This window comes from Rhizobium sp. LC145, assembly GCF_001005825.1.
Taxonomy (GTDB): Bacteria; Pseudomonadota; Alphaproteobacteria; order Rhizobiales; family Rhizobiaceae; genus Neorhizobium.
This window is the reverse complement of sequence record NZ_LBHV01000002.1, coordinates 276485-298741: the sequence shown is the minus strand read 5'-3', so window position 1 is coordinate 298741 and position 22257 is coordinate 276485. Positions and strand designations below refer to the sequence as shown.

Genomic DNA, 22257 nt, shown 5'->3' with positions numbered 1-22257 from the left:
GGGCAGAGGTTTGCTAAACATCAGGCGGCGAAACTGATGTCGCCTACTACCTTCACCCGCACGCGGCGGGCATTCCCCGGCAGATAGGCGATCGGAATATCCTCCGTATCGAGAACATTGATCGAGCCTTCCCGTGCACCGGCCTCGACCGCCCGCCGTCGAGCAAGCGTTTCGGCCTCGGCCAGGGCTTCCTCACGGCTCAATCCCGAAAAGACCTGGTCGACCTCGCCCGAGACCTGGGCCATGGCGGCGCCGAGCGCATTGGCAACACCTGCGTGCTCGACATTGAGCACCTCGGACGCGCCTTTCAGCTTCTCGGGGATAAGGAAGGCTCCGCCGCCGACTGCGATCAGTTTCACGCCCTCGGCTGAAGTCTTCATGCGATCCACGCCATCTTCGACCATCGCCTCGATGCGCTTGAGGAGGGTTGCAACCAGCGTCTTGTCAAGATGCCTGACGCGGTCGCGATCACCGATCTCCACCAACCCGGCGGCCACAGCGATATCTGTCGTCGTCAGCGTGTCGCCGCCGAAGACGAGCGCCTTTTCGGTAATGCGGTAGCCGACCGAGCGAGGACCGATCTTGCCGGTTTCGGGATCGATGATCGTGCCACCGCCGAGCGCCATCGGCAAAAGGTCCGGCATGCGGAACAGGGTGCGCACGCCACCGACTTCGACGACATTGTTCGCCTCGCGCGGAAAGCCGCCCACAAGGCAGCCGACATCGGAGGTGGTGCCGCCGACATCGATCACCATGGCCTCGGTAAGCCCCGTGAGGAAAGCCGCGCCGCGCATGGAATTTGTCGGCCCCGAGGCGAAGCTGTAGACCGGATTGGCCGCGGCGACCTCCGCGAGCACGACCGTCCCGTCGTTCTGTGTGAGATAGAAAGGCGCGCCGATCCCGGCTTCCTTCAACGCCCTCTCGAAGGCCGCCACGGTGACGGAGCCGAGATTCTGCAGGGCGGAGTTGAGAAGCGTCACGTTTTCGCGCTCGAGAAGGCCGATGCGGCCGAGCGAGTTGGAAAGCGTGATCCTGGCGTCCGGAATGATCGAGCGGACGATTTCGGCCGCCTCATCCTCGCATTCGGTGGTGAGGGGCGAAAACAGCGCCGTGATGCCGACTGAGGTGATACCAGCGTCGCGGATCTTCATCGCCGCCTCGCGGACCGCGGGCACATCAAGCGGCACCAGGGGACGCCCGTCATATTCGTGCCCACCTTCGACCATGAAGGAAAGCGGATCGACGGCATCGCGAAGATCCTCCGGCCAGTCGATCATCGGCGGCAGGGAGGCACCGGCCGGCATGGCGATACGGATCGCGCCGACCCGTTCCAGACGGGCCCGCTCGACGACCGCATTGGTGAAATGGGTCGTGCCGATCATCACCGCGTCGACAGGAGATGCACTTGCCGGCTGATCCGCGGTCACCTTCTGGATCGCATTGACCACGCCCTGCATCACGTCGGCCGTGGTAGGAAACTTGACGGCGGAGACAACCTTCTCGCCGTCGATAAGGACGGCATCCGTATTGGTGCCGCCCACGTCGATGCCTATGCGTTTCATGCTGCAAATACCGATTTAAAGTCGAGGTCATAACCAAAGGCGCGAGGGCCGACATGCTGCAGGCCCTTGGGCGTGCAAAGCACCTGGGGCGCCGGAAGCGCGATCGCGGTCACCCGTTGGCCATAGCGTACGGTTTCCGTGCCGATCGCCTCGCCAGAAACCGTATCAAGCAGGCAGATCAGATCAGGCGTCATGGCAATCGCGTCGCCGTCCTTGAAGGCGACCGCCCATTCGTTCTGGAAGGCGAGCTCCACCGTCGAGCCACGATCCCCGTCGAGACCCTCGATCCTTGCCGAGCCACGTAAGAAGCCCCCGGTCGTGGTGCGATCTACGTCGATGATCTTTCCCCTGAAAAGGGTCTTTCCGCCTTCGTGGTCGAGAACCGCCTTGACCGGATCGGCATGGGCGGCACGCGCATCAAGAACGGCGCGGCCGAGAGCAACCGCCTTGGTCACCGTGTGCAGCACGCCCCACTCCTTGACTTCCTTGCCGGTGCGCGGGGCCTTGCAGGTAGCGGAAGTCGAACCGACCTCAGTGCATATCTTGCGAGAAATCCGCTCCATCCACTTCCAGGAGGCCGCCTTGCTAACGATCGCCTCGTTGTCGCGGCAATCGACGAGCGTCAGCGGATACATGGTGAGGTCGCCAATCGCGAAGCTTGTCATCTGCGCCTCGGGATAGGCCCGGCCCATGGCATCGGCATCGACGACGGGAATGTCCAGCATGGCCCCGGCCAGGAAGGGGGAGAGCGCGTTGCCACCACCGATTTCCACGCTCATGACGGCCCGGAACTTCTTGCCCGTGTAGTCTTCCATGACTTCCATGGCGCGTGCCAGATGCGCCGGATCGACCAGGCGTTCCTGTCCCACCAGCGGCGCGCCCATCTTGGAGACGACCGCAACGGCATCATTGTCGTCGAGCGCAAGCGGATCGATCAGCTGGACCCGCTTTCCCTCCTTGTAGAGCTTTTTCAGGTTGAGTTGCGCCAAGTACGGACTGCCGCCGCCGCCGGTCCCCAATATCCAGGCCCCGACCGCCAAGGGCTCGATTTCGCCCATCTCGAATTCACGGATCATAATCACCTCCGAAGATCGGGGATGAACCTAGCTTCGTCGGCGCGTCGAGAATATAAGGGACTGCACCTAGAGGAGCGGCGCACAAAAATTGGGCAGCAAAGCTTGCCCTCACGGCTACCAGGGAGAAGAATCGAAATTGGCCCAGACAAACGTCCACGACAGTCACCCAGCGAAGGAAAGCCGCGAAGCCAAACGCAAGGTGATGTTCGTTAGTGTCGGCCACTCCCCTCGGGCAGATCTAATCGAGACCATGCTGTCCAGCCTCGACCTTTCCATTGAGGCGTTGGAAATCGGAGCCCTTGACAGGCTTTCGATTGAGGAGATCGATCAATTCCGCCCGCGACCGGGCGAGCCGGGAATCGTTACACGATTGCGCGACGGCGGCGACATCGTGCTTTCGAAGCCGAGGATCGCCGAACGGATGGCAGGCATCGTCGCCGGCTTTCACCCCCACGAGTTCGATCTGGTAGTCATTCTTTCGACCGGCATTTTTCGGGAATTCGAAAGCACCTGCCCCACCGTCAATGCCCAGCGCGCCATGGAATCGACCATCATCTCGCTCGCCTCGCAAGGTGAGGCCATCGGCATTATCCAGCCGCTTGAGCAGCAGGTTGCCGAGCTGGATATCCCAGCGCTGGGACTTTTCCGGGTGACGGCGACCCACGCGCACGATGGAGACAGGGGATCACTTGCCCGCGCCCTTGTGGATCTCGCCGAGTGCGACATCATCGTCCTTAATTCCGTGAGCTTCACGGAAGCCGACCAGCAGATGGTGGCCAAGGCGAGCGGCAAGCCGGTGGTGCTTGCCAGACGTATCGTTGCCGGCGCAATCCGCCTGCTGCTCAGCCAGGCCCAAGCGGCTACGCTGCCTGATGTGCACGCGGAATTTTCCGAACGGCTGATGCGACTCACGCCGCGGGAAAAACAGGTCCTCTCGCTGGTCGCTGAAGGATTGTCGAACAAGGCAGTCGCCCGACAGCTCGGAATCAGCCCCAAGACCGTCGAAATCCATCGCGCCAATGTCATGAGCAAGATGGAAGTGACCTCAGTGGGCGCCTTGATACGGCTGGTCGTCTCCGCCGGGTTTTTCTGACCTCCAAGGCGAGCCGCGGCCTCGCTTTGCCGATCCCATTGAGCGAGAAAGCAGGTCCTGCCCAAAGTTTCATCATCCACTTTTCCGTCAATCGTGGGCCGGATAGGGAAACTCCCTGATAGTAGGCGGCATAAGGGACACGCTAGGCTTTGGATCAGTAGAAGTCCTTAAGGGATCGTCCTGGAGCCGACATGAATTCTTCTCCGCGCATCGCATTCGTCACAATCGGCCAGACGCCGCGAAGCGACATCGTGCCGGAGATGATCGCCGATATCACCGCGGGCCAGGAAGATCGCAAGTTCGATGTGATCGAATTTGGCGTGCTTGACGGTATGACGCCCGTGGAGCTTGCCGCCATGGAGGCGAGGCCTGGCGAGCTCTCCTTCGCCACGCGTCTCACAAGTGGAGACGAAATCGTCACCTCCAAAGAGCGGACCGAGGAGCGTCTGAACCTTCTGCTCCAGAAGATCGACCAGCAGGGCTTCGACATCATCGTGCTGCTGTGCACGGGCACGAAGGTCGAACCGCTCAGGCGTACGCTCGTCGTGGAGGCCCAGCGTATCGTCGATTCGACCGTAGAAGCGCTTGCTCAATCCGCCCGCCGGCTCGGCGTCATCGTGCCCCTTGAGCGTCAGGTAGGGGAATTTTCAAGACGGCATGTCTTCGCAGGCGAGCCGAAGGTGGTGGCCGCCTCGCCTTATGCCGGCGACGACATAGAAGAACGGGCAGCGGGCCTGGCAAACTGCGATCTCGTCATCATGCACTGCATGGGCTACTCCGCCGACATGCTTGCCCAGGCCAAGACATCGATCCGCGCACCAGTGCTCCTTTCTAGGCGGCTGGTCGCCGGCGTGCTCCGCCAAATGCTTTGACAACCAGCTCCTGCAATAAGAAAAAGAGGGAACGGACATGAACAGAAATGCCACATTCACGAAATTCGCACTGGGCCTGAGCGCCCTTGCCATGCTGGCCAGCTCTGCGCTGGTTTCACCCGTCGCCGCCTTTGAACGCACCGACCGCGGCACCGTCATCGTCTTCGGCGGACGCCAGGCCATTCCGGTGCTCGATCCGCATGTCCGCTACGACTGGTCGACACGCATGATCCAACAGGCCGTCTATGACGCGCTCTTGAAATACGAGGGTGATCCGGCCGAGCTGAAGCCCTGGCTGGCGGAACGCTGGGAAACCAGCGAGGATGGCAAGACCTGGACCTTCCATCTGGTCAAAGACGCCAAGTTCCACAATGGCGACCCGGTAAATGCCGAAGCGATCCGCTATTCCTTCGAGCGCGGCCTGAAGCTCAACAAGGGCGTTGCCTGGATGCTGAAGGACTTTCTGGCCCCAGAGGGCATCAGCGTCGTTGACGACCATACTATCAAGTTCGAGCTGAAGGCGCCTTACGCGCCGTTCCTCTCCTTCCTGCCATGGTGGTATATCGTCAATCCGAACGAGGTGAAGGCGAACGAGGTCGACGGCGACTATGGCCAGAAATGGCTGACCGACCACGCCGCCGGCTCTGGCCCCTTCAAGCTGGGACGCTGGGAGCCGAACGTGCTCTACGAGGTCGAAGCGGTCGATGACTACTGGAAGGGTTGGCCGCAGGGCGACAACCGACCGGCAGGGGTCATCTACCGGATGATCCGCGAGCCCGCCGCCCAGAAGGCTGCGCTTCAGCGCGGCGAGGCGGATATCGTGGAAGGGCTGACTTCCGACGATTACGTGCAGGTCAAGAACATCCCGGGCATCGTGATCCAGGATCACAAGGGTATGACGACGTTCGGGATCAAGTTCAACACCCAGAAGGGGCCGACCGCAGACATCAATTTGCGCAAGGCGATCGCCTACGCTCTCGATTACGACGCCCTGATCCAGATCTACAACGGCGCGGCAACGCTCGAGACCAGTCCGCTGCCGGATGCGATGAAAGGCCATATCGAGGTGCCGGGCATTCCGCGCCAGGATCTTGCGAAGGCCAAGGAATATCTCGCCAAGTCCGCCTATAAGGATGGAGGGATCACGCTTGACTACGTGCATGTCGCAGGTCTTGAGGAAGCGCGCCGCATCGGCCTCGTGCTGCTCGATAACTTGAAGGCGCTCAACATCAACGTCAACATCAGGCCGGAGCAATGGCCGAACATGGTGGCGGCCGGCTCAAGCGTCGATACGTCGCCAAGCATGACCTCGGTCTTTACCACACCGATCTCGATCGATCCGGATGCGGTCGCCTACCAATATCACAAGAACAGCTGGGGCCAATATTACGCCATGGCCTTCTACGACAGTCCGAAGGTTTCGGAGATGATCGATAAGGCGCGTGCCAGCACCAATTGGGACGAGCGGGCAACCCTCTACACCGAGATCCAGAAGCAGATCGTCGCGGACCAGCCGGAAGTCTTCGGCATGCTGCAGAACCGTCGCTGGGCACACCAGAGCTATCTGCAGGGCTTCCAGTTTAGCCCGGTCCGCTTTACCGGCGAGGTCGATCTCTACCCGCTGTGGATCAAGGAAGAGGAATAAGCCTCCACTCGTCCATTCCATCAATGCCGGAGGCGGCAGGTGCCGCCTCCCTTTCCTGATCCGAGGCCGGCATGCTGTCTTTCACCTTGCGCAAACTGCTGACCGTCGTCGGCACGATGCTTGGCATTGCGGTGTTGACCTTCGTCATCACCAATGTGGCCCCCGGCGATCCTGCCAGGCTTGTTGCGGGCCCGAACGCGACCGAGGACATGGTCGCCACGATCCGCACGGAATATGGCCTGGATCGGCCGATCATCGAACAGTTCGCGATCTACATGAAGGATCTCCTGAGCGGCGATCTCGGCACCTCGATCGTCAGCACCCGGCCAGTGCTCGATGAACTCATACGCTATGCTCCTGCGACGCTTGAGCTCGTCCTGGTTGCGATGACGCTGGGCGTCGTCGTCGGCGTTCCGCTCGGCATGTTGTCAGCCGTCTACAAGGACGGGCCGCTTGATCATGTCACTCGCATCCTGTCGATCTCGGGCGTTGCGATCCCGGCCTTCTGGTTCGGGATATTGATGCAGCTCTTCTTTTCCGTCGATCTCGGCTGGCTGCCGGTATCGGGCCGGCTGCCGCTGGTGACCCGCCCGCCTGAAATGATGACGGGTTCGCTGCTGATCGACGCGCTCATCGCCGGGCGCTTCGGTACCTTCCAGACCGCCTTTTCCCATATCATCCTGCCGGCCTTCGTGCTGTCCTTTCCCTGTCTCGCCTCGATCCTGCGCGTCAATCGCGCCGAAATGATCGAAGTCCTGCAATCTGACTACATCGTCGCCGCCCGCGCCCATGGCCTGTCTTCGCGCCGCATCGTCATGATCTATGCGCTGAAGAACGCCCTTTTGCCGACACTTGCGATGATCGGACTTCGCTTCGGCTGGATGCTTGGCTCCACGGTTCTGGTGGAAACGGTGTTCGATTGGCCAGGGATCGGGCTTTATGCCGTATCTTCCGCGCTCGCCTCCGATTTCAAGCCGGTGATCGGCGTGACGCTGCTGATCGGCTTCTTCTTCATCATCGCCAATACACTGGTCGATCTTGCCTATGCCTGGATCGATCCGCGCCTGCGGAGGGCTTGATGTCACATGTCGATCTGACGAGCGAAACGCCGCTCTCCTTCCGCGAACGACATGCCAGCCGAATCCGCCAACTGCGGCTTTATGCGCACATGTTTTGCGGCAGCTTCTCCTCCATGTTCGGGTTGACGCTCGTGGTGCTCTTCCTGATCCTGGCAGCCATCGGCCCATCGATCGTGCCCTATCCGCAGGACACGACGGGCGCGGTGAACATGGAAGCGCGGCTTCTGCCGCCGGGTGCGGAGCACTGGTTCGGCACCGACGAGATGGGTGCCGACATCTTCTCGCGCGTCATCGTTGGCGCCCGTACCTCGCTTTGGATCGGCATCGTCATCACCGGCCTCGGCGCGCTGGTCGGCGTGCCGCTCGGCATCATCGCCGGCTACAAGGGCGGCTGGGTCCGCGCCTGCATCATGCGGGTGACCGAACTCTTCCTGGCGGTGCCCGGTCTTGCGCTGGCGCTTGCTATCGTCGCCTCCCTCGGACCCGGTCTCACCAACTGCATGATCGCGCTGGCGATCGTCTGGTGGCCCGGTTATGTCCGCCTGGTGGAGGCGAAGACACTCGCCGTCAAGGAGGAGCTCTTCGTCGAGTCCGCCCGCTCGATCGGCGCCAAAACGCCCTGGATACTCTGGCACCACATCCTGCCCAACTGCATGTCGCCGATCATCGTCAAGATGAGCATGGACATGGGCATGGCGATCTTGTCGGCCGCCGGCCTTGGCTTCATCGGCCTCGGCGCCCCGCCGCCGGCACCCGAATGGGGGGCCATGGTCTCAGTCGCGAGATCTTACATGCCCGACTGGTGGTGGTATTCGTTCTTTCCGGGCGCGGCGATCTTCCTGACGGTCCTTGGCTTCAACCTTCTGGGCGACGGCCTGCGCGATATTCTCGATCCCCGGAGCCGCGAGCGATGACCACTTCCCTTCTCGACATCCGCGATTTCACCCTTGATATCGATACTTTCGACGGCGCCGTGCATGTGCTGAAGAAGATCAATCTGACGGTCCGCCGCGGCGAAACGCTCGGCATCGTCGGCGAGTCCGGATCAGGCAAGACCGTGCTTGTCCGCTCGATGATGGGAATCGGCCCGAAGCGGTCGCGCATCATGGACGGCCGCATCGTTTTCGACGGGACGGACCTTTCGACACTGGACAATGCCGGCTGGGCAAAAATCCGCGGTGTGCGGATTTCGATGATCTTCCAGGATCCAATGACCTATCTCAATCCGCTCTTCACGGTCGGCAAGCAGATTTCCGACGTGATCGCGGCACATCACCGCGCCACGGGCAAGCCGAAGGCGGGCAAGACCGCCCGCCGGGCACGCGCCGAAGGACTCCTCAGTCAGGTGGGCATCAACGATCCCACACGCGTCTTCGACCAGTATCCGCACCAGCTTTCCGGCGGGATGCGCCAGCGCGTCCTGATCGCCATGGCGCTGACGGGCGAGCCGGACCTGCTGATCGCCGATGAACCGACGACGGCACTCGACGTGACCGTGCAGGCACAGGTGCTTGAGTTGATCAACGATCTTGTGAGGACGCTCAGGCTGACCGTGATCATGATCAGCCATGACGTGGGGGCGATCGCCAAGGTCGCGGAACGCTGCGCTGTCATGTACAAGGGCGAGATCGTCGAACAGGGGCTGACGAAGGATATCCTTCGCAATCCCAGCCACGAGTACACGCAAAGACTGCTCGCGGCGGTGCCGGAGATCGATGAAGTCGCCGGCGTTCACAGTCTCCTGGAGTGTGAGGATCCAGCACCGTTCGAAAGCGAGACATCTCCTGCAAAGCCTCTCCTGACGGCCGTGGATCTTCGCAAGACGTACGGTCTAATGGGTGGCGGCACCGTGAAGGCGGTCGACGGAGTCAGTCTTTCGGTCATGCCAGGCGAAGTGCTCGGCATCGTGGGCGAATCCGGCTCCGGCAAGTCGACGGTGGCGCGCATGCTCCTGCGGCTGATCGAGCCGACCTGCGGGGAGATTGTCTTCGATGGTTCCAGTATCACCGGTCTTGCAGGCGAAGCATTGCGCCGGAAACGCCGCGATATGCAGCTCGTTTTCCAGAACCCCCACTCTGCCCTCAACGGCCGCCATACGGTCGGCGATGCGATAGGTGAGCCGCTGCGCATCCAGACGGCAATGCGAGGCCGTGACATCGACAAGCGAGTCGAGGAACTGCTCGACACCGTGCAATTGCCGAAAGCGTTCAAATATCGCTATCCGCACGAGCTTTCGGGAGGCCAGAAGCAGCGCGTCTGCATCGCCCGGGCAGTCGCGCTCCATCCGAAACTGCTCGTCCTGGACGAGCCGACATCGGCCCTCGACGTCTCGGTCCAGGCACAAGTTCTGACCTTCCTCGAAGAATTGCGCGGCGAGCTGAACCTCACCTATGTCTTCATTTCGCACAATCTCGCGGTGATCCGGCAGATCTGCGATCGGACAATCGTGATGAAGCGGGGGGTGGTCGTCGAAGAGGGCTTAACCGATGCCATCTTCGATCGTCCGCAGCACGAATATACCCAGGCGCTGCTTGCAAGCGGCCGGCAGACCTCGCGGGCCGCCCTACTGTGAAGCGGAAATTTCCAACTTCATCCGCTACCAGGCGGTTTCGGGAAAGGCATCCAGGGGTATTTTCAAATACCTGCGGCCGTCGCCTTCCGGCGCTGGAAGCGCGCCTGCATTGAGGTTCACCTGGAGCGCGTGCAGCATCAAGCGCGGAAAGGGCAATGTAGCGTCCCGCTCCTTTCGCATTTGAACGAAGCTGTGGCCGTCTCTTCCCCACAGATGGATGTTATTCGCCCTCTGCTCGGCGACGGTGCTTTCCCACCGGGCCTGCCTTCCTTCCGGCCGATAGTCGTGGCCGGTGAAGAGCCGCACGTCTGCCGGAAGAGCCAGAATGAACTCGATCGACTTCCAGAGGCTTTCGGCGCTTCCGCCGGGGAAATCAGTCCGTGCGGTGCCGCTGTCGGGCATGAACAGGGTATCGTGAACGAAGACGGCATCGCCCACGATATAGGTAACGGAAGCGAGCGTATGTCCCGGCGAATGGATGACGCGGCATTCCATTTCCCCGATCGGGAACCGATCGCCATGGGCAAACAGCCGATCCCATTGCGACCCGTCTGTCGCCAACTCGGGCATGTTATAGATCGTCCGCCAGAGCTCCTGCACGCTGACGATCTCGGCCCCGATCGCCGTGGGCGCTCCGGTCTTCTCCTTCAGATAGGCTGCTGCCGAAAAGTGATCCGCATGCGGATGCGTGTCGAGTATCCATGCCGGATCGAGGCCTTTCTGATGGATGTAGTCAAGGATCGCGTCCGCATGACGGGTGGCCGTGCTGCCGGACTTCTCGTCATAGTCCAGCACCGGATCGATGATCGCGCACTTGCGGGTCTGCGGGTCCGAGACCACGTATTGAATGCTGCCTGTCCGCTCGTCGTAAAAACCCTCGACAAGCGGCTGAAGCAATCTCGTCATCGCACTTCCTCACGGGTGTTGGACGCAGGCACTCGCGATGGTGCCGCATGCCAAGCCCTGCGTCTACCATCACATTTGGCGTAGCCGAAGCGATGCTCCCTCCGATCAGAAATCCCAGTCCTCGTCCTCGGTCGCGACCGCCTTGCCGATAACGTATGAGGAGCCGGAGCCGGAGAAGAAGTCGTGGTTCTCGTCGGCGTTAGGCGAGAGGGCAGAGAGGATAGCCGGGTTCACCTTGCAGGCTTCCGGCGGAAACAGCGCCTCGTAGCCGAGGTTCATCAGCGCCTTGTTGGCGTTGTAATGCAGGAATTTCTTGACATCCTCCGTCAGCCCGACGCCGTCATAGAGCGCTTCGGTATACCTGGCTTCGTTGTCGTAGAGCTCAAGCAGAAGATCGAAAGCAAAATCCTTGATCTCCTGTCGGCGCTCCTCGGAAATCCGCTCGATGCCTCGCTGGAACTTGTAGCCGATATAGTAGCCGTGCACCGCCTCGTCGCGGATAATCAGGCGGATCATGTCGGCCGTATTGGTGAGCCTGGCGCGGCTCGACCAGTACATCGGCAGGTAGAAGCCGGAATAGAACAGGAAGCTTTCGAGAAAGACCGACGCGACCTTCTTCTTTAGCGGATCACTTGAGGCATACTGTTCCATGATCAGCGCCGATTTCCTCTGCAGGAATTCGTTTTCCTCCGACCAGCGATAGGCGTCGTCGACATCCGGCGTCGAGCAAAGGGTGGAGAAGATCGAGGAGTAGGAGCGCGCATGCACCGCTTCCATGAAAGAGATGTTGGAAAGCACCGCCTCCTCGTGCGGCGTTGCGGCATCGGCCATCAGCTTCACCGCGCCGACGCCGTTCTGGATCGTGTCGAGAAGAGTGAGGCCGGTGAAGACGCGGATGGTGAGTTGCTGTTCCTCCGGCTTCAGCGCCGCCCAGGACGGGATATCGTTGGAAAGCGGCACCTTTTCGGGTAGCCAGAAATTGCCGGTCAAGCGGTTCCAGACTTCCAGGTCCTTGTCGTCCTCGATGCGGTTCCAGTTGATGGCGCGCACGGCCGCTGCTGCCTTGGCAGGCTTGCTTTTCACTTGGATATTCATGTTTCTCACCGGATATCAGAGGGCGCAGGAGACACAGCCCTGCACTTCCGTGCCGGACAGCGCCATCTGGCGAAGGCGGATGTAGTAAATGGTCTTGATGCCCTTCTTCCAGGCGTAGATCTGCGCCCGATTGATGTCGCGGGTGGTCGCCGTGTCACGGAAGAACAGCGTCAGCGACAGACCCTGGTCGACATGCTGGGTCGCCGCCGCATAGGTGTCGATGATCTTCTCCGGACCGATCTCGTAGGCATCCTCGTAATATTCGAGATTGTCGTTGGTCAGATAAGCGGCTGGGTAATAGACGCGGCCGATCTTGCCCTCTTTCCGGATCTCGATCTTCGAGACGATCGGGTGGATCGAGGACGTCGAGTGATTGATGTAGGAGATCGAGCCGGTCGGCGGCACGGCCTGCAGGTTCTGGTTATAGAGCCCGCCTTCCATCACCGCCTGCTTCAACGCCCGCCAGTCTTCCTGGGTCGGGATGGCTATACCGGCCTTTTCGAACAATACCGCCACGCGTTCCGTGGCGGGCATCCACACCTGCTCCGTGTACTTGTCGAAATATTCGCCGGAAGCATATTTCGAGTTTTCGAAGCCCTTGAAGCTGGCGCCGCGTTCGACCGCCAGCCGGTTCGAAGCGCGGATGGCGTGGTAGGTCACCGTGTAGAAATAGATACTGGTGAAATCGACACCTTCCTCGGAGCCGTAGAAGATGCGCTCGCGGGCGAGATATCCGTGCAGGTTCATCTGGCCGAGGCCGATCGCATGGCTTTCGTCATTGCCCTTGGCGACGGAAGGAACCGACGTGATCTTGCTCATGTCGGATACGGCCGTCAGCGCCCGAATGGCCGTCTCGATCGTCTTGCCGAAATCGGCCGAATCCATTGCGGCGGCGATATTCAGCGAGCCTAGATTGCAGGAGATGTCCTTGCCCATGTGGCTATAGGACAGATCGTCGTTGAAGGTACTCGCCTCGCTCACCTGCAGGATTTCCGAGCAGAGATTGCTCATGGTGATGCGGCCTAAGATCGGGTTGACGCGGTTCACCGTGTCCTCGAACATGAGATAGGGATAGCCGCTCTCGAACTGGATCTCGGCGATCACCTGGAAGAAGTCGCGGGCCTTGATCTTCCTCTTGGCGATGCGGCTGTCGGCCACCATCTCGCGATATTTTTCCGTCACGGAGATTTCGGTGAAGGCCACGCCATAGACGCGTTCGACGTCATAGGGCGAGAACAGGTACATATCCTCGTTGTTGCGGGCGAGTTCGAAGGTGATGTCGGGAATGACGACGCCGAGGGAGAGCGTCTTGATGCGGATCTTCTCGTCGGCGTTTTCGCGCTTGGTATCAAGGAAGCGCATGATGTCGGGATGATGAGCGTGGAGATAGACCGCCCCCGCGCCCTGGCGCGCGCCGAGTTGGTTTGCGTAGGAGAAACTATCCTCCAGGAGTTTCATCACAGGGATGATGCCGGAAGACTGGTTCTCGATGTGCTTGATCGGCGCACCGGCCTCGCGGATGTTGGTGAGCGACAAGGCGACGCCGCCCCCGCGCTTGGAAAGCTGCAGCGCCGAATTGATCGAGCGACCGATCGATTCCATGTTGTCCTCGACGCGCAGCAGAAAGCAGGAGACCAGTTCGCCGCGCTGCTTCTTGCCGGCATTGAGGAATGTCGGCGTCGCCGGCTGGAAACGGCCGGAAATGATCTCGTCGACGAGATCACGGGCAAGGGCCTCACTGCCGCGCGCAAGTGCCAGCGCCACCATGCAGACACGATCCTCGTAGCGCTCCAGGTAGCGCTTACCGTCGAAGGTCTTCAGCGTGTAGGAGGTGTAATACTTGAAAGCACCGAGGAAGGTCGGAAAGCGGAACTTCTTCGCATAGGCGTGGTCGAACAGATCGCGGACGAAATTAAAGGAATACTGGTCCAGCACCTCCTGCTCGTAATAGCCCTCGGCGACGAGATAATCGAGCTTTTCCCTGAGATTATGGAAGAAGACGGTGTTCTGGTTGACATGGCTGAGGAAATACTGTCGCGCGGCTAGCCGGTCCTTGTCGAACTGGATTTGCCCCTGCTCGTCGTAGAGGTTCAGCATGGCATTAAGCGCATGGTAGTCGTGCGCGGTCTCGGCCGTCTTTGCGGGCCTTTCAAGCGTTAGCGTGTCCAAAATCGTTCCAATCCATGTCTGACGTTCACGACATCCTCCTGCGTGCCCAGAAGCTCGAACCGGTAAAGATACGGCACCTGGCATTTGGCGGAGATGATGTCGCCGGCGATCCCGAAGGTCGCTCCGAAATTGCTGTTGCCCGCGGCGATCACGCCGCGAAGGTTTGCGCGGTTTTCAGCATCGTTGAGAAAGCGGATCACCTGTTTTGGAACGGCACCCTTCACACCCCCTTGACCGTCTTCGCCGCAATAGGTCGGCACAACGAGAACAAAGGCTCCTTCGACCTTCAGCGCCTCATCAGCACGAAGAGGAATGCGCAAAGCCGGGACGCCGAGCTTTTTGACAAAGCGGTGGGTGTTTTCCGATCGGCTGGAAAAATAGACGATCTCGCCCATTACACGGCATCTTCAGGCTGCAAGCGCGCTGATCATGTCCGGGCGGAAGCCGGCCCAATGCCGTTCGCCGGCGATGACGACGGGAACCTGGCGATAACCGAGACCCTGGACGAGTTCATAGGCTTCGGCATCGGCGGAGACGTCGACCACGGTATAGTCGACACCCTGCCGGTCGAGCGCGCGTGTGGTAGCAGCGCACTGGACGCAGGCCGGCTTGCTGTAGACGGTGATTGTCATTTGTAATCCTCGTATCTTGGATAAGGGCGTGCGAACTCGTTCGGGCATCCGCCGATGTCCGAGCGAAGGAGTTGGAAAATGAAGGCAGCCGTAGCCGATTGCCGGGCGCTATACGCCCGTCACTCGCGCCGGTGCGGATTGGAACTCATAGACATAAGACTTCCCCCGAAGTGGCTTTGCGGCGCGTTCGGGAGCGGTGTGCGCGAGCACATACCCACGCATCATCGCGACCCTCCGGACACCCCCGCCCGTGGACGTTCAAGTTCGAGGCAGGTCTCCTGGCTTGCGGGTCGCGGCATCCGTTTTCACCTTCCCAGGACCTCACGACCCCAGTGGCTTTTCTGAACGAACGCTCGCCGCTTACAGTTGCGGGGGCAGCTCCGGCATTGCTCGGCCCATCATGGACGTCACGCACCGTATTCCCGTCTTAGCTCCCGATCTTGCGAATCGGGAGAACCTCGAACACTAGATATAGTAGCCGAGGTTAAATTTACGTCAATAGCTTCGATGCCGCGCTTTCTTTTTCGCGACAACAGCGCCCGTCATGTTTTCCCTTTTTTCAACCGGGGCCCGCCTGCCTTCTGGACAAGTGGTTCGTAACTTTATAACAGAAACTTCGTAATGTTATTACATTCAAGAGGAGCAACCATGTCCCGCCCCGTTTCGAGCGCCACCCTCAGGGTGGCTGCCTTCACCTCCACTGCCCTGCTTGCATTTCCGTCATTCGCGGAAGAGGCCGAAAAGGAAAGCTGGAGGCTTTTCATCGCAGACCATACGCTCCCCGTCGTCCGCGCCGTGGATGTCGAGAGCGGCAAGGAGCTCGGCCGGTTCGACCTCGAGGGATATGCCGCGCTTTCGCTCAGCGAATCGGGCAAGACCGTCTTCGCCATACAGGGCGACAAGAACATCGTCCACGCCATCACCACCGGCATATCGCTCTCCGACCATGGCGAGCACCGGGATATCGAGATTTCGGAGCCGAAGCTCCTGACCACGACGATCAAGGGCGAGAAGCCCGGCCATGTGGTGACCCATGGCGACGACGTGGCGGTATTCTACGACCGCACCGCAAGGTTCGATCTGCTCAAGGAAAGCGCTTTGAGCGAAGGCCATGCCGATATCAAGGCCTTCGATACCATTGCCGCCCATCACGGCGTCGCCGTGCCGATGGGCAACCACCTCCTGGTGTCGGTGCCGAACACGGATGCCGCGGTCAAGGAGGGCGAACTGCCGCCGCGGCTCGGCCTGCGGGTCGTGGACATCGAGGGCAAGCAGGTTGGCGAAGTCGCGCCCTGCACCGCGTTGCACGGAGAAGCGACGTCCGCGCGGCTGGTGGCCTTCGGCTGCGAGGAAGGCGTACTTGTCGTGCGCCCCGGCGGCATGGACGGTCCGGAGCTTGAAATGCTCGCCTATGGCGACGCCCTGCCGAAGGGAAAGGTCTCGACCCTGCTGGGCGGCACTTCCATGCAGTTCTTTCTGGGCAACTATGGCGAGGACAAGGTCGTGCTCATCGATCCGGATAGCGATGAACCCTACAGGCTCGTCGAACTGGCCACGAGGCGCGTGGATTTCGTGCTGGACCCGGCCAAGCCGCGCAATGCCTATATCCTGACGGAAGACGGCAAGCTGCATCTTCTCGACGTCGTCAGCGGCGCTGTCACCAAATCCGAGACGGTCACGGAACCCTACAGCAAGGACGGCCATTGGCGCGATCCGCGCCCGCGCCTTGCAGTCGCCGGCGACCGCATCGCGGTTACCGATCCAAGACACAGCCTCGTCCGCCTCGTCGATAGCGAGACGTTGAAGGAAGCGCGGACCATTCCGGTGGAAGGTCAGCCCTTCGCGATCGTCGCGGCAGGCGGTTCCGGCGCGACGCACTAAAGCCCGCCCAATCCGTCAATCCGCAAGGGACGCTGGTCTGATGACCGGCGTCCCTTCGTGCATAGGCGCCCTTAAGCGAACTCACCGCCGTTCCGGCATGCATTTTGCAACGCCATCGTCGTCATGGTGAACAAGCGGCAAAAAGTCCCGAAATCGGACAGTCTGCATCGGTTCCGCTCTGTTGGGGTGGCGGTGCACGGCCCGGTATTGTGCCGAATCGTCAATTCCGTCGAGGACGCAGCCCACCTCCTGCTCCGCGATTGGCCGCTGGACGACGGCGACGAATTCTATGTAGCCGTCAAGGCCTGTCTGGACGGGCTGCACGGTGAGATGCCGGCTGCGGAGGTAAGGGCTGCCTTCGTGGCGGCCGCGCGGGAAGCCAATCTTAGCGTCTTCGCCTGATCGTCTTTCAACCATCTCCCCAGGGTTCTCTACTTTTCGTGTCCATTTGACAGATATCCTACAAGTGGATATGTTTCGGAACATGGCCGCCAATCTGGATGGAACCTGCATGACGCTCAAGACGATGAAGCCTTTGATCCGCGCGCCTTTGTTGCACGTTTCCGTCCAGGAGAGCCTCCGGGCCTATATCGCGGATAACGGGCTGCAACCGGGCACCTTGCTGCCGGCGGAAGGCGAACTTGCCCAGCAGCTCGGCGTCAGCCGCAATTCCCTGCGGGAGGGCATCAAGGCGCTGGAATCACTCGGTGTCCTCGAAACGCGCCGCGGCGTCGGCATTTTCGTAAAGGCGTTCTCTTTCGAGCCGCTGCTCGACAATCTCGCCTATGGGCTCGGCGGCGCTCTCCGGCAGATCGAAGAGGTCATCGAGATCCGGCGCACGCTCGAAGTCGGCCTGATCGGCAAGACGATCGAGATGATCGGCGAGGACGATATCGCCGAACTGCGGGGAACCGTGAACCGCATGGGCCTGCATGCGCAACGGGGGGAATCCTTTGCCGAAGACGACCAGCTCTTCCATCGCCTGCTCTTTCGCTGCCAGGGCAACGAGACGCTTGCCCGACTGATCGATGTGTTCTGGCTCGCCTTCTACAAGGCGTCCGATTTCGTGAATCTCGACAATCTCGACCCGATCGGCACCTGGAGGGATCACGCCGCGATCGTCGATGCGGTGGAGGCCAGGAATGTCGAGGAGGCCAAGCTGCGCCTGGATCGCCACTACGAAGGCATTTCCAGGGTGATTGCCAACAACAAGACGAATTCAAATGTGGGAGGAACACAATGAATCGACTGACCAGACTCTCGTCGGCCCTCGCCGTGGCCGCAATGATGGCGACGACCGCCGTTCCGGCATTCACCGCCCCGGCGAAGGCTGCAACGCTTTCCGGTGGGTTCGACGTCGGGCCCGGCGGCTTCCAGGGCAATTTCAATCCGCTGGCTGCGACCAGCGGCTTTACCTGGCTCAGCACCTACTACGAGCCGCTCATCGCCTATGACGAAAAGCTCCAGAAGGTGGTGGGCGTACTGGCCTCGTCCTATCAGGTCAGCGACGACCAGCGCACCTACACTTTCAAGCTCGCGGATGCGAAATGGCACGACGGGCAGCCTTTCACCGCCAAGGATGCGAAGTTCACCATGGAACTCGCCAAGGACGCCAAGAGCGGTTCGGTTCTCGCCGCCCGTCTGAAGGCCGTCTCTTCGGTAGAGGCGCCCGATGACAAGACGCTGGTCGTCAAGCTGGACGCTCCTTCGGCCAGCCTTCTCGACACCATGACCAAGGTCATGATGCTTCCCGAGCACGCGTTGTCGAAGATCCCCGCCGATCAGCTGGCCAAGAATACCTGGTGGTCCACATCCCCGATCGGAACCGGACCGTTCAAGTTCAGCAAATATGTCACCGACCAATACGTGGAGCTGACCGCCAATACGGATTATCGCGGCGGCAAGCCGGTCCTGGAAAAGCTCATCAACCGCTATTTCGCGGACCCCGCCGCTGCGATCGCCGCTCTTCGTGCCGGCGAAATCCAGTTCACCTATGTCGACTCCAACGATGTTCCGACCTTCAAGGATAATGACGCCTTCAAGGTCATCGAAGGCGATTCCTTCGTGGTCAACTACCTCGGCTTCAACCACGATTCACCGATCTGGAAGGATCTCAAGATCCGCCAGGCCGTGATGCATGCAATCGACCGCAATGCCATCATCCAGAGCCTTTACGGCGGAGCGGCCAAACAGGCCAATTGCGCCTATGTCGCCGATCAGCTCGTGCCAAAGGACGTCGATCCCTATGCCTACGATCCGGAAAAGGCCAAGCAATTGCTGGAGGAGGCCGGCTGGGCGGAGATCAACGGCGACAAGCCGATCACCCTGTTGACCTACTATACCACGCCGCTCGCAGCCAATGTCATGGCGGCGGTTCAGGCCATGCTTGCCCAGGTCGGCATCAACGTGACACCGCGCGCGGTGGACACGCCAACCTATAACAGCATCGTGCTCAATCCCACGCCGGACGTATCGCAGTTCCAGATGGTCTTTGCGGGACTGCAGAACGGGCCAGATCCGGGCAGTATCAATGTCGGCCTCAACGAGAAGCAGATCCCGCCGGCCGGCCCCAACGTCGTGCGCGCCCGCATGCCCGATCTCACCGCCGCGCTCGACGCAGCCCTTGGCGAGACCGATCTCAGCAAGCGGACCGAACGCTATCAGGAGGTCTGCAAGGTGATGAACAGCAAGCTTCCCTGGGGCACGCTCTGGGTCGCCAATCGCTATGGAGTCGTCTCATCCAAGGTGAAGGACTTTATCTGGACGCCGGCACCCGGCGGCGGGCCCTATCAGGCCCATCCGGAAAAATGGTCGCTGGCCGAGTAAGCCCAAAAATAGCACCAGAAAGGGTGGCGCGGGCTTGCCGACGCCACCCCCACGGGATTGATTTTCATGCTCAGCTTTACGTTCCGGCGCCTATTGATCGGATCCGGCATGCTGCTCGCGCTCAGCCTGCTGATCTTTATTCTGCTGCGTCTCACCCCCGGCGACCCGATCGATGCCTATATCGATCCGAACGTGCCGATGTCGCCCAGTGACCTTGCGCAATTGCGCATCCAGCTCGGCCTGGATCAGCCGCTGCCCTTCCAGTATCTCGCCTGGCTCAAGGAAGCGGTTACCGGCAATCTCGGCTATTCGATCAAACGGTTCGACCAGCCGGTTCTCGATCTGGTGCTCTCCCGCATCGGCCCCACCGTGCTTTTGATGGGATCGGCAATCGTGATCGCCGTCGTTGCCGGCATTGCGATCGGCGTGGTCAGTGCCGTGCGCCGCAACTCGGTATTGGATATCTCCTTTTCCGTCTTCGCGCTCGCAGGCATTTCAAGTCCCGCGTTCCTGAGCGCGCTGATCGGGCTTTATATTTTCTCCGTCCGGTTCAACTGGATGCCATCCGGCGGAATGTTGACACCGGGGGCGGAATTTTCGATCGGCGACCTGCTGCATCATCTCATCCTGCCCGCTTCGCTTCTCGCCATTGCCCAGGCGGCACTCATCACCCGCTACATGCGTGCCTCCCTATTGGAAGTGCTGAACCAGGACTATGTGCGCACCGCCCGCGCCAAAGGCGTCTACGAGTTCTGGGTGATCACCAAGCACGCGCTGCGCAATGCACTACTGCCGGTCGTGACGCTGATCGGCTCCACCATCGGGCTCGCGATCGGCGGCGCAATCTTCATCGAAAGCGTGTTCAACTGGCCGGGCATGGGGCTGCTGCTCGTGGATGCGGTGGAAACCCGCGACTACCCAGTCATCATGGGTGCTACGCTGGTGATCGGTGCCTGCGTCATCGTCGTCAATCTTCTGACTGACATTACTTATGCGGTGATCGATCCGCGCATCAAGGTGGGGTGATCCATGCTCGCTCGCACTCCCACCCGCAGCCCCGGCCCGATCGCCCGTGCCCTCGACCGCTTCGTGACCAACCGCGTCGCGATCTTCGGCGTCTGCCTGATCGTACCAATACTCGTGCTGATCCTCTCCTATCCGTTGTGGTGGAGCTTCAGGCCGAATGATATCGATCTTCTCGCCATGAACAGCGGCCCGACGGCCAAGCACTGGTTCGGCACCGATGGCGTTGGCCGCGACGTCTTTGCCCGTGTTCTCGAAGGCGGCCGCATATCGCTGCTTGTGGCGATCGGCTCCACGGCGATCGCTGCCGTCATCGGTTTTCTCGTGGGCGCGATCTCCGCTCTTGCCGGCCGATGGGTTGACGCCACAACCATGCGCTTCGTCGACTTGGTGATGACGCTGCCGCCCGTCATCTTCCTGCTGGTTCTCGCCTCCATAGCCGGCACCGGCATCTGGCCGACGATCCTGGTGATTTCGCTGCTTTCCTGGCCCCTATTGGCGCGAATGATACGCTCGCGGCTCCTCGAACTTCGCGAGCGTGATTTCGTGATGGCGGCAAGGGGCATGGGTGCCGGTCTCCCGCATCTCCTCTTCCGCCACGGCTTGCCGAACTCGATCGACATCCTCGTCGTCTTCGCGACTCTGCAGATCGCCAATGCCATCCTGCTCGAGGCCGGCCTCTCCTTCCTCGGTCTTGGGATCGCTCCGCCGGCTGCAAGCTGGGGAAACATGCTGAACGCGGCCCGCTCCACGGCCGTGCTCGAGCAATATCCCTGGCAGTGGCTGTTTCCCGGCGGGGCGCTCGTCACCGCCGTTCTTGCCATCAATTTCATCGGCGACGGGCTGAGAGACGCCTTCGATCCCCGCGCCGAACTCCACTGACAATCGAAAGAAAGCAAAATGACCAAATTCAAAGGTGTTGTTCCTCCCGTCGTAACGCCGCTCAACCAGAATTTCACGGTCGACTATCCCTCCTATACGAGGGTTCTGGAGCACTTGATCGAAGCTGGCTGCCATGGCCTTTTCGTGCTCGGCTCGACGAGCGAGGTGATCTTCCATGACGACAGGACCAGACAGGAAATCATCGAGCATTCAGCCAAGGTCATCAATGGCCGCGTGCCACTGATCGTCGGCGTGATCGACCCGACCACCGACCGCGTCATCCATCACGCCAAAGTGGCAAAGGCTGCGGGCGCCGACGCTGTCGTGGTGACGGCGCCGTTCTACACCGTCACGAGCCAATCCGAGATCGTCGACCACTTCCGTTACATTCGCGACGCCGTCGACATACCGCTGATTGCTTACGACATCCCGGTCTGCGTGCATGTGAAGTTGCAGCGCCAGACGACAGTCACCCTTGCCCGAGAGGGAACGATCATCGGCCTCAAGGACTCCAGCGGAGACGACGGCAATTTCCGCTATGCGCTGCTCGATCTGGCCGACAAAAAGGACGTCTTCCTGATGACCGGATCGGAAATCGTCGTCGACAACGCGCTGCTCATGGGTGCTCACGGCGTCGTTCCCGGCGTCGCGAATGTCGATCCGCATGGCTATGTGCGCCTCTGGAACGCCGCCCAAAGCGGCGACTGGGGAGCAGCTCGCAAAGAGCAGGAGCGGCTTTGCCGCCTCTTCGAGATCGTCTGGGTGGCGCAAGGGCGCGTCAGCGGAGGCGCGTCAGGCATCGGCGCATTCAAGGCGGCCATGAAGAGCCTCGGCATCATCGATACCGCCGTGATGCCCCGCCCGCGCGCTGCGCTCAACGAAGCCGAAACGGCAAGGATCAATGAGATCCTTCGAGCAACGGGCCTCCTGTCCTGATGAGCATG

The 22257-nt window shown here is 60.8% G+C and carries 19 protein-coding genes, 1 pseudogene and 1 riboswitch; of the genes and pseudogenes, 13 read left to right on the top strand and 7 right to left on the bottom strand.

The features are described from left to right. Positions 1-20: 20 nt before the first annotated feature. Together YH62_RS06130 and YH62_RS06125 are read right to left on the bottom strand one after the other, a co-directional pair. On the bottom strand, positions 21-1562 hold the full coding sequence (locus YH62_RS06130; protein WP_046793291.1) for a hydantoinase/oxoprolinase family protein: 1542 nt from the start codon (positions 1560-1562) through the stop codon (positions 21-23). Continuing rightward, the gene (locus YH62_RS06125; protein ID WP_046793290.1) at positions 1559-2638 is read right to left on the bottom strand and encodes a DUF917 domain-containing protein; all 1080 of its coding nucleotides are present in this window, start codon (positions 2636-2638) and stop codon (positions 1559-1561) included. The genes YH62_RS06130 and YH62_RS06125 overlap by 4 nt, the downstream gene beginning before the upstream one ends. A gap of 136 nt (positions 2639-2774) precedes the next feature. Between YH62_RS06125 and YH62_RS06120 the strand changes: the two genes are divergently transcribed. The 6 genes from YH62_RS06120 to YH62_RS06095 all read left to right on the top strand — a co-directional run bounded on the left by YH62_RS06120 (position 2775) and on the right by YH62_RS06095 (position 9899). Next, positions 2775-3731: an AroM family protein gene (locus tag YH62_RS06120; protein WP_197082517.1), complete on the top strand. Its 957-nt coding sequence runs from the start codon at positions 2775-2777 to the stop codon at positions 3729-3731. Positions 3732-3922: 191 nt separating this feature from the next. Then, positions 3923-4603 (top strand): AroM family protein, encoded by a 681-nt coding sequence (locus YH62_RS06115; RefSeq protein WP_046793289.1) that lies wholly within the window; start codon positions 3923-3925, stop codon positions 4601-4603. A 37-nt stretch (positions 4604-4640) separates the two neighbouring features. Further along, a complete protein-coding gene (locus YH62_RS06110; protein ID WP_046793288.1) occupies positions 4641-6248 on the top strand; it encodes an ABC transporter substrate-binding protein in 1608 nt (535 codons plus the stop codon). Positions 6249-6319: 71 nt separating this feature from the next. Next, positions 6320-7327, top strand: a complete 1008-nt coding sequence (locus tag YH62_RS06105; protein ID WP_046793287.1) for an ABC transporter permease — start codon at positions 6320-6322, stop codon at positions 7325-7327. Further along, positions 7327-8241, top strand: coding sequence for an ABC transporter permease (locus YH62_RS06100; RefSeq protein WP_046793286.1), 915 nt, complete (start codon positions 7327-7329; stop codon positions 8239-8241). The genes YH62_RS06105 and YH62_RS06100 overlap by 1 nt, the downstream gene beginning before the upstream one ends. Next, positions 8238-9899 carry an ABC transporter ATP-binding protein gene (locus tag YH62_RS06095; RefSeq protein ID WP_046793285.1) on the top strand — a complete coding sequence of 554 codons (1662 nt, stop codon included), beginning with the start codon at positions 8238-8240 and terminating at the stop codon, positions 9897-9899. Before YH62_RS06100 ends, YH62_RS06095 begins: the two co-directional genes overlap by 4 nt. A gap of 24 nt (positions 9900-9923) precedes the next feature. On the opposite strand, the pseudogene YH62_RS06090 reads toward YH62_RS06095, so the two are convergent. The 5 genes and pseudogenes from YH62_RS06090 to nrdH form a co-directional block, all read right to left on the bottom strand. After that, positions 9924-10790, bottom strand: a pseudogene (locus YH62_RS06090) (MBL fold metallo-hydrolase); the annotation flags it as partial. Between the two features lie 120 nt (positions 10791-10910). Further along, the gene (gene nrdF / locus YH62_RS06085) at positions 10911-11900 is read right to left on the bottom strand and encodes a class 1b ribonucleoside-diphosphate reductase subunit beta (protein WP_046793284.1); all 990 of its coding nucleotides are present in this window, start codon (positions 11898-11900) and stop codon (positions 10911-10913) included. A 15-nt stretch (positions 11901-11915) separates the two neighbouring features. Beyond that, positions 11916-14069: a class 1b ribonucleoside-diphosphate reductase subunit alpha gene (gene nrdE, locus YH62_RS06080; RefSeq protein ID WP_046793283.1), complete on the bottom strand. Its 2154-nt coding sequence runs from the start codon at positions 14067-14069 to the stop codon at positions 11916-11918. Beyond that, on the bottom strand, positions 14057-14464 hold the full coding sequence (gene nrdI / locus YH62_RS06075; RefSeq protein ID WP_046793282.1) for a class Ib ribonucleoside-diphosphate reductase assembly flavoprotein NrdI: 408 nt from the start codon (positions 14462-14464) through the stop codon (positions 14057-14059). Before nrdI ends, nrdE begins: the two co-directional genes overlap by 13 nt. A 12-nt stretch (positions 14465-14476) precedes the next feature. After that, complete coding sequence (gene nrdH, locus YH62_RS06070; protein WP_046793281.1) at positions 14477-14701, bottom strand: glutaredoxin-like protein NrdH; 225 nt, start codon at positions 14699-14701, stop codon at positions 14477-14479. Positions 14702-14951: 250 nt separating this feature from the next. Further along, a riboswitch (cobalamin riboswitch) is annotated at positions 14952-15177 on the bottom strand. Between the two features lie 172 nt (positions 15178-15349). On the opposite strand from nrdH, the gene aztD reads away from it, so the two are divergent. From aztD to YH62_RS06035, 7 genes are all read left to right on the top strand, one after another. Beyond that, positions 15350-16582, top strand: coding sequence for a zinc metallochaperone AztD (gene aztD / locus YH62_RS06065; protein WP_046793280.1), 1233 nt, complete (start codon positions 15350-15352; stop codon positions 16580-16582). 123 nt (positions 16583-16705) lie between these two features. After that, the gene (locus YH62_RS06060) at positions 16706-16984 is read left to right on the top strand and encodes a DUF982 domain-containing protein (RefSeq protein WP_046793279.1); all 279 of its coding nucleotides are present in this window, start codon (positions 16706-16708) and stop codon (positions 16982-16984) included. A 109-nt stretch (positions 16985-17093) separates the two neighbouring features. Further along, on the top strand, positions 17094-17825 hold the full coding sequence (locus YH62_RS06055) for a FadR/GntR family transcriptional regulator (protein WP_046793695.1): 732 nt from the start codon (positions 17094-17096) through the stop codon (positions 17823-17825). Beyond that, entirely contained in the window at positions 17822-19408 is a 1587-nt protein-coding gene (locus YH62_RS06050; RefSeq protein ID WP_046793278.1) for an ABC transporter substrate-binding protein, read from the top strand. The genes YH62_RS06055 and YH62_RS06050 overlap by 4 nt, the downstream gene beginning before the upstream one ends. A 66-nt stretch (positions 19409-19474) precedes the next feature. Continuing rightward, positions 19475-20434 carry an ABC transporter permease gene (locus YH62_RS30450; protein ID WP_046793277.1) on the top strand — a complete coding sequence of 320 codons (960 nt, stop codon included), beginning with the start codon at positions 19475-19477 and terminating at the stop codon, positions 20432-20434. Between the two features lie 3 nt (positions 20435-20437). Beyond that, a complete protein-coding gene (locus tag YH62_RS30445) occupies positions 20438-21313 on the top strand; it encodes an ABC transporter permease (RefSeq protein WP_046793276.1) in 876 nt (291 codons plus the stop codon). Between the two features lie 18 nt (positions 21314-21331). After that, positions 21332-22249, top strand: a complete 918-nt coding sequence (locus tag YH62_RS06035) for a dihydrodipicolinate synthase family protein (RefSeq protein WP_046793275.1) — start codon at positions 21332-21334, stop codon at positions 22247-22249. Positions 22250-22257 lie beyond the last annotated feature (8 nt).

Coding starts and splice junctions, on each gene's coding strand:
- YH62_RS06035 (WP_046793275.1), top strand. CDS start 21,332: ATGACCAAATTCAAAGGTGTTGTTCCTCCCGTCGTAACGCCGCTCAAC.
- nrdH (WP_046793281.1), bottom strand. CDS start 14,701: ATGACAATCACCGTCTACAGCAAGCCGGCCTGCGTCCAGTGCGCTGCT.
- YH62_RS06055 (WP_046793695.1), top strand. CDS start 17,094: ATGACGCTCAAGACGATGAAGCCTTTGATCCGCGCGCCTTTGTTGCAC.
- YH62_RS30445 (WP_046793276.1), top strand. CDS start 20,438: ATGCTCGCTCGCACTCCCACCCGCAGCCCCGGCCCGATCGCCCGTGCC.
- nrdI (WP_046793282.1), bottom strand. CDS start 14,464: ATGGGCGAGATCGTCTATTTTTCCAGCCGATCGGAAAACACCCACCGC.
- YH62_RS30450 (WP_046793277.1), top strand. CDS start 19,475: ATGCTCAGCTTTACGTTCCGGCGCCTATTGATCGGATCCGGCATGCTG.
- YH62_RS06050 (WP_046793278.1), top strand. CDS start 17,822: ATGAATCGACTGACCAGACTCTCGTCGGCCCTCGCCGTGGCCGCAATG.
- YH62_RS06060 (WP_046793279.1), top strand. CDS start 16,706: ATGGTGAACAAGCGGCAAAAAGTCCCGAAATCGGACAGTCTGCATCGG.
- YH62_RS06105 (WP_046793287.1), top strand. CDS start 6,320: ATGCTGTCTTTCACCTTGCGCAAACTGCTGACCGTCGTCGGCACGATG.
- aztD (WP_046793280.1), top strand. CDS start 15,350: ATGTCCCGCCCCGTTTCGAGCGCCACCCTCAGGGTGGCTGCCTTCACC.
- YH62_RS06130 (WP_046793291.1), bottom strand. CDS start 1,562: ATGAAACGCATAGGCATCGACGTGGGCGGCACCAATACGGATGCCGTC.
- YH62_RS06125 (WP_046793290.1), bottom strand. CDS start 2,638: ATGATCCGTGAATTCGAGATGGGCGAAATCGAGCCCTTGGCGGTCGGG.
- nrdF (WP_046793284.1), bottom strand. CDS start 11,900: ATGAATATCCAAGTGAAAAGCAAGCCTGCCAAGGCAGCAGCGGCCGTG.
- YH62_RS06095 (WP_046793285.1), top strand. CDS start 8,238: ATGACCACTTCCCTTCTCGACATCCGCGATTTCACCCTTGATATCGAT.
- YH62_RS06115 (WP_046793289.1), top strand. CDS start 3,923: ATGAATTCTTCTCCGCGCATCGCATTCGTCACAATCGGCCAGACGCCG.
- YH62_RS06100 (WP_046793286.1), top strand. CDS start 7,327: ATGTCACATGTCGATCTGACGAGCGAAACGCCGCTCTCCTTCCGCGAA.
- YH62_RS06110 (WP_046793288.1), top strand. CDS start 4,641: ATGAACAGAAATGCCACATTCACGAAATTCGCACTGGGCCTGAGCGCC.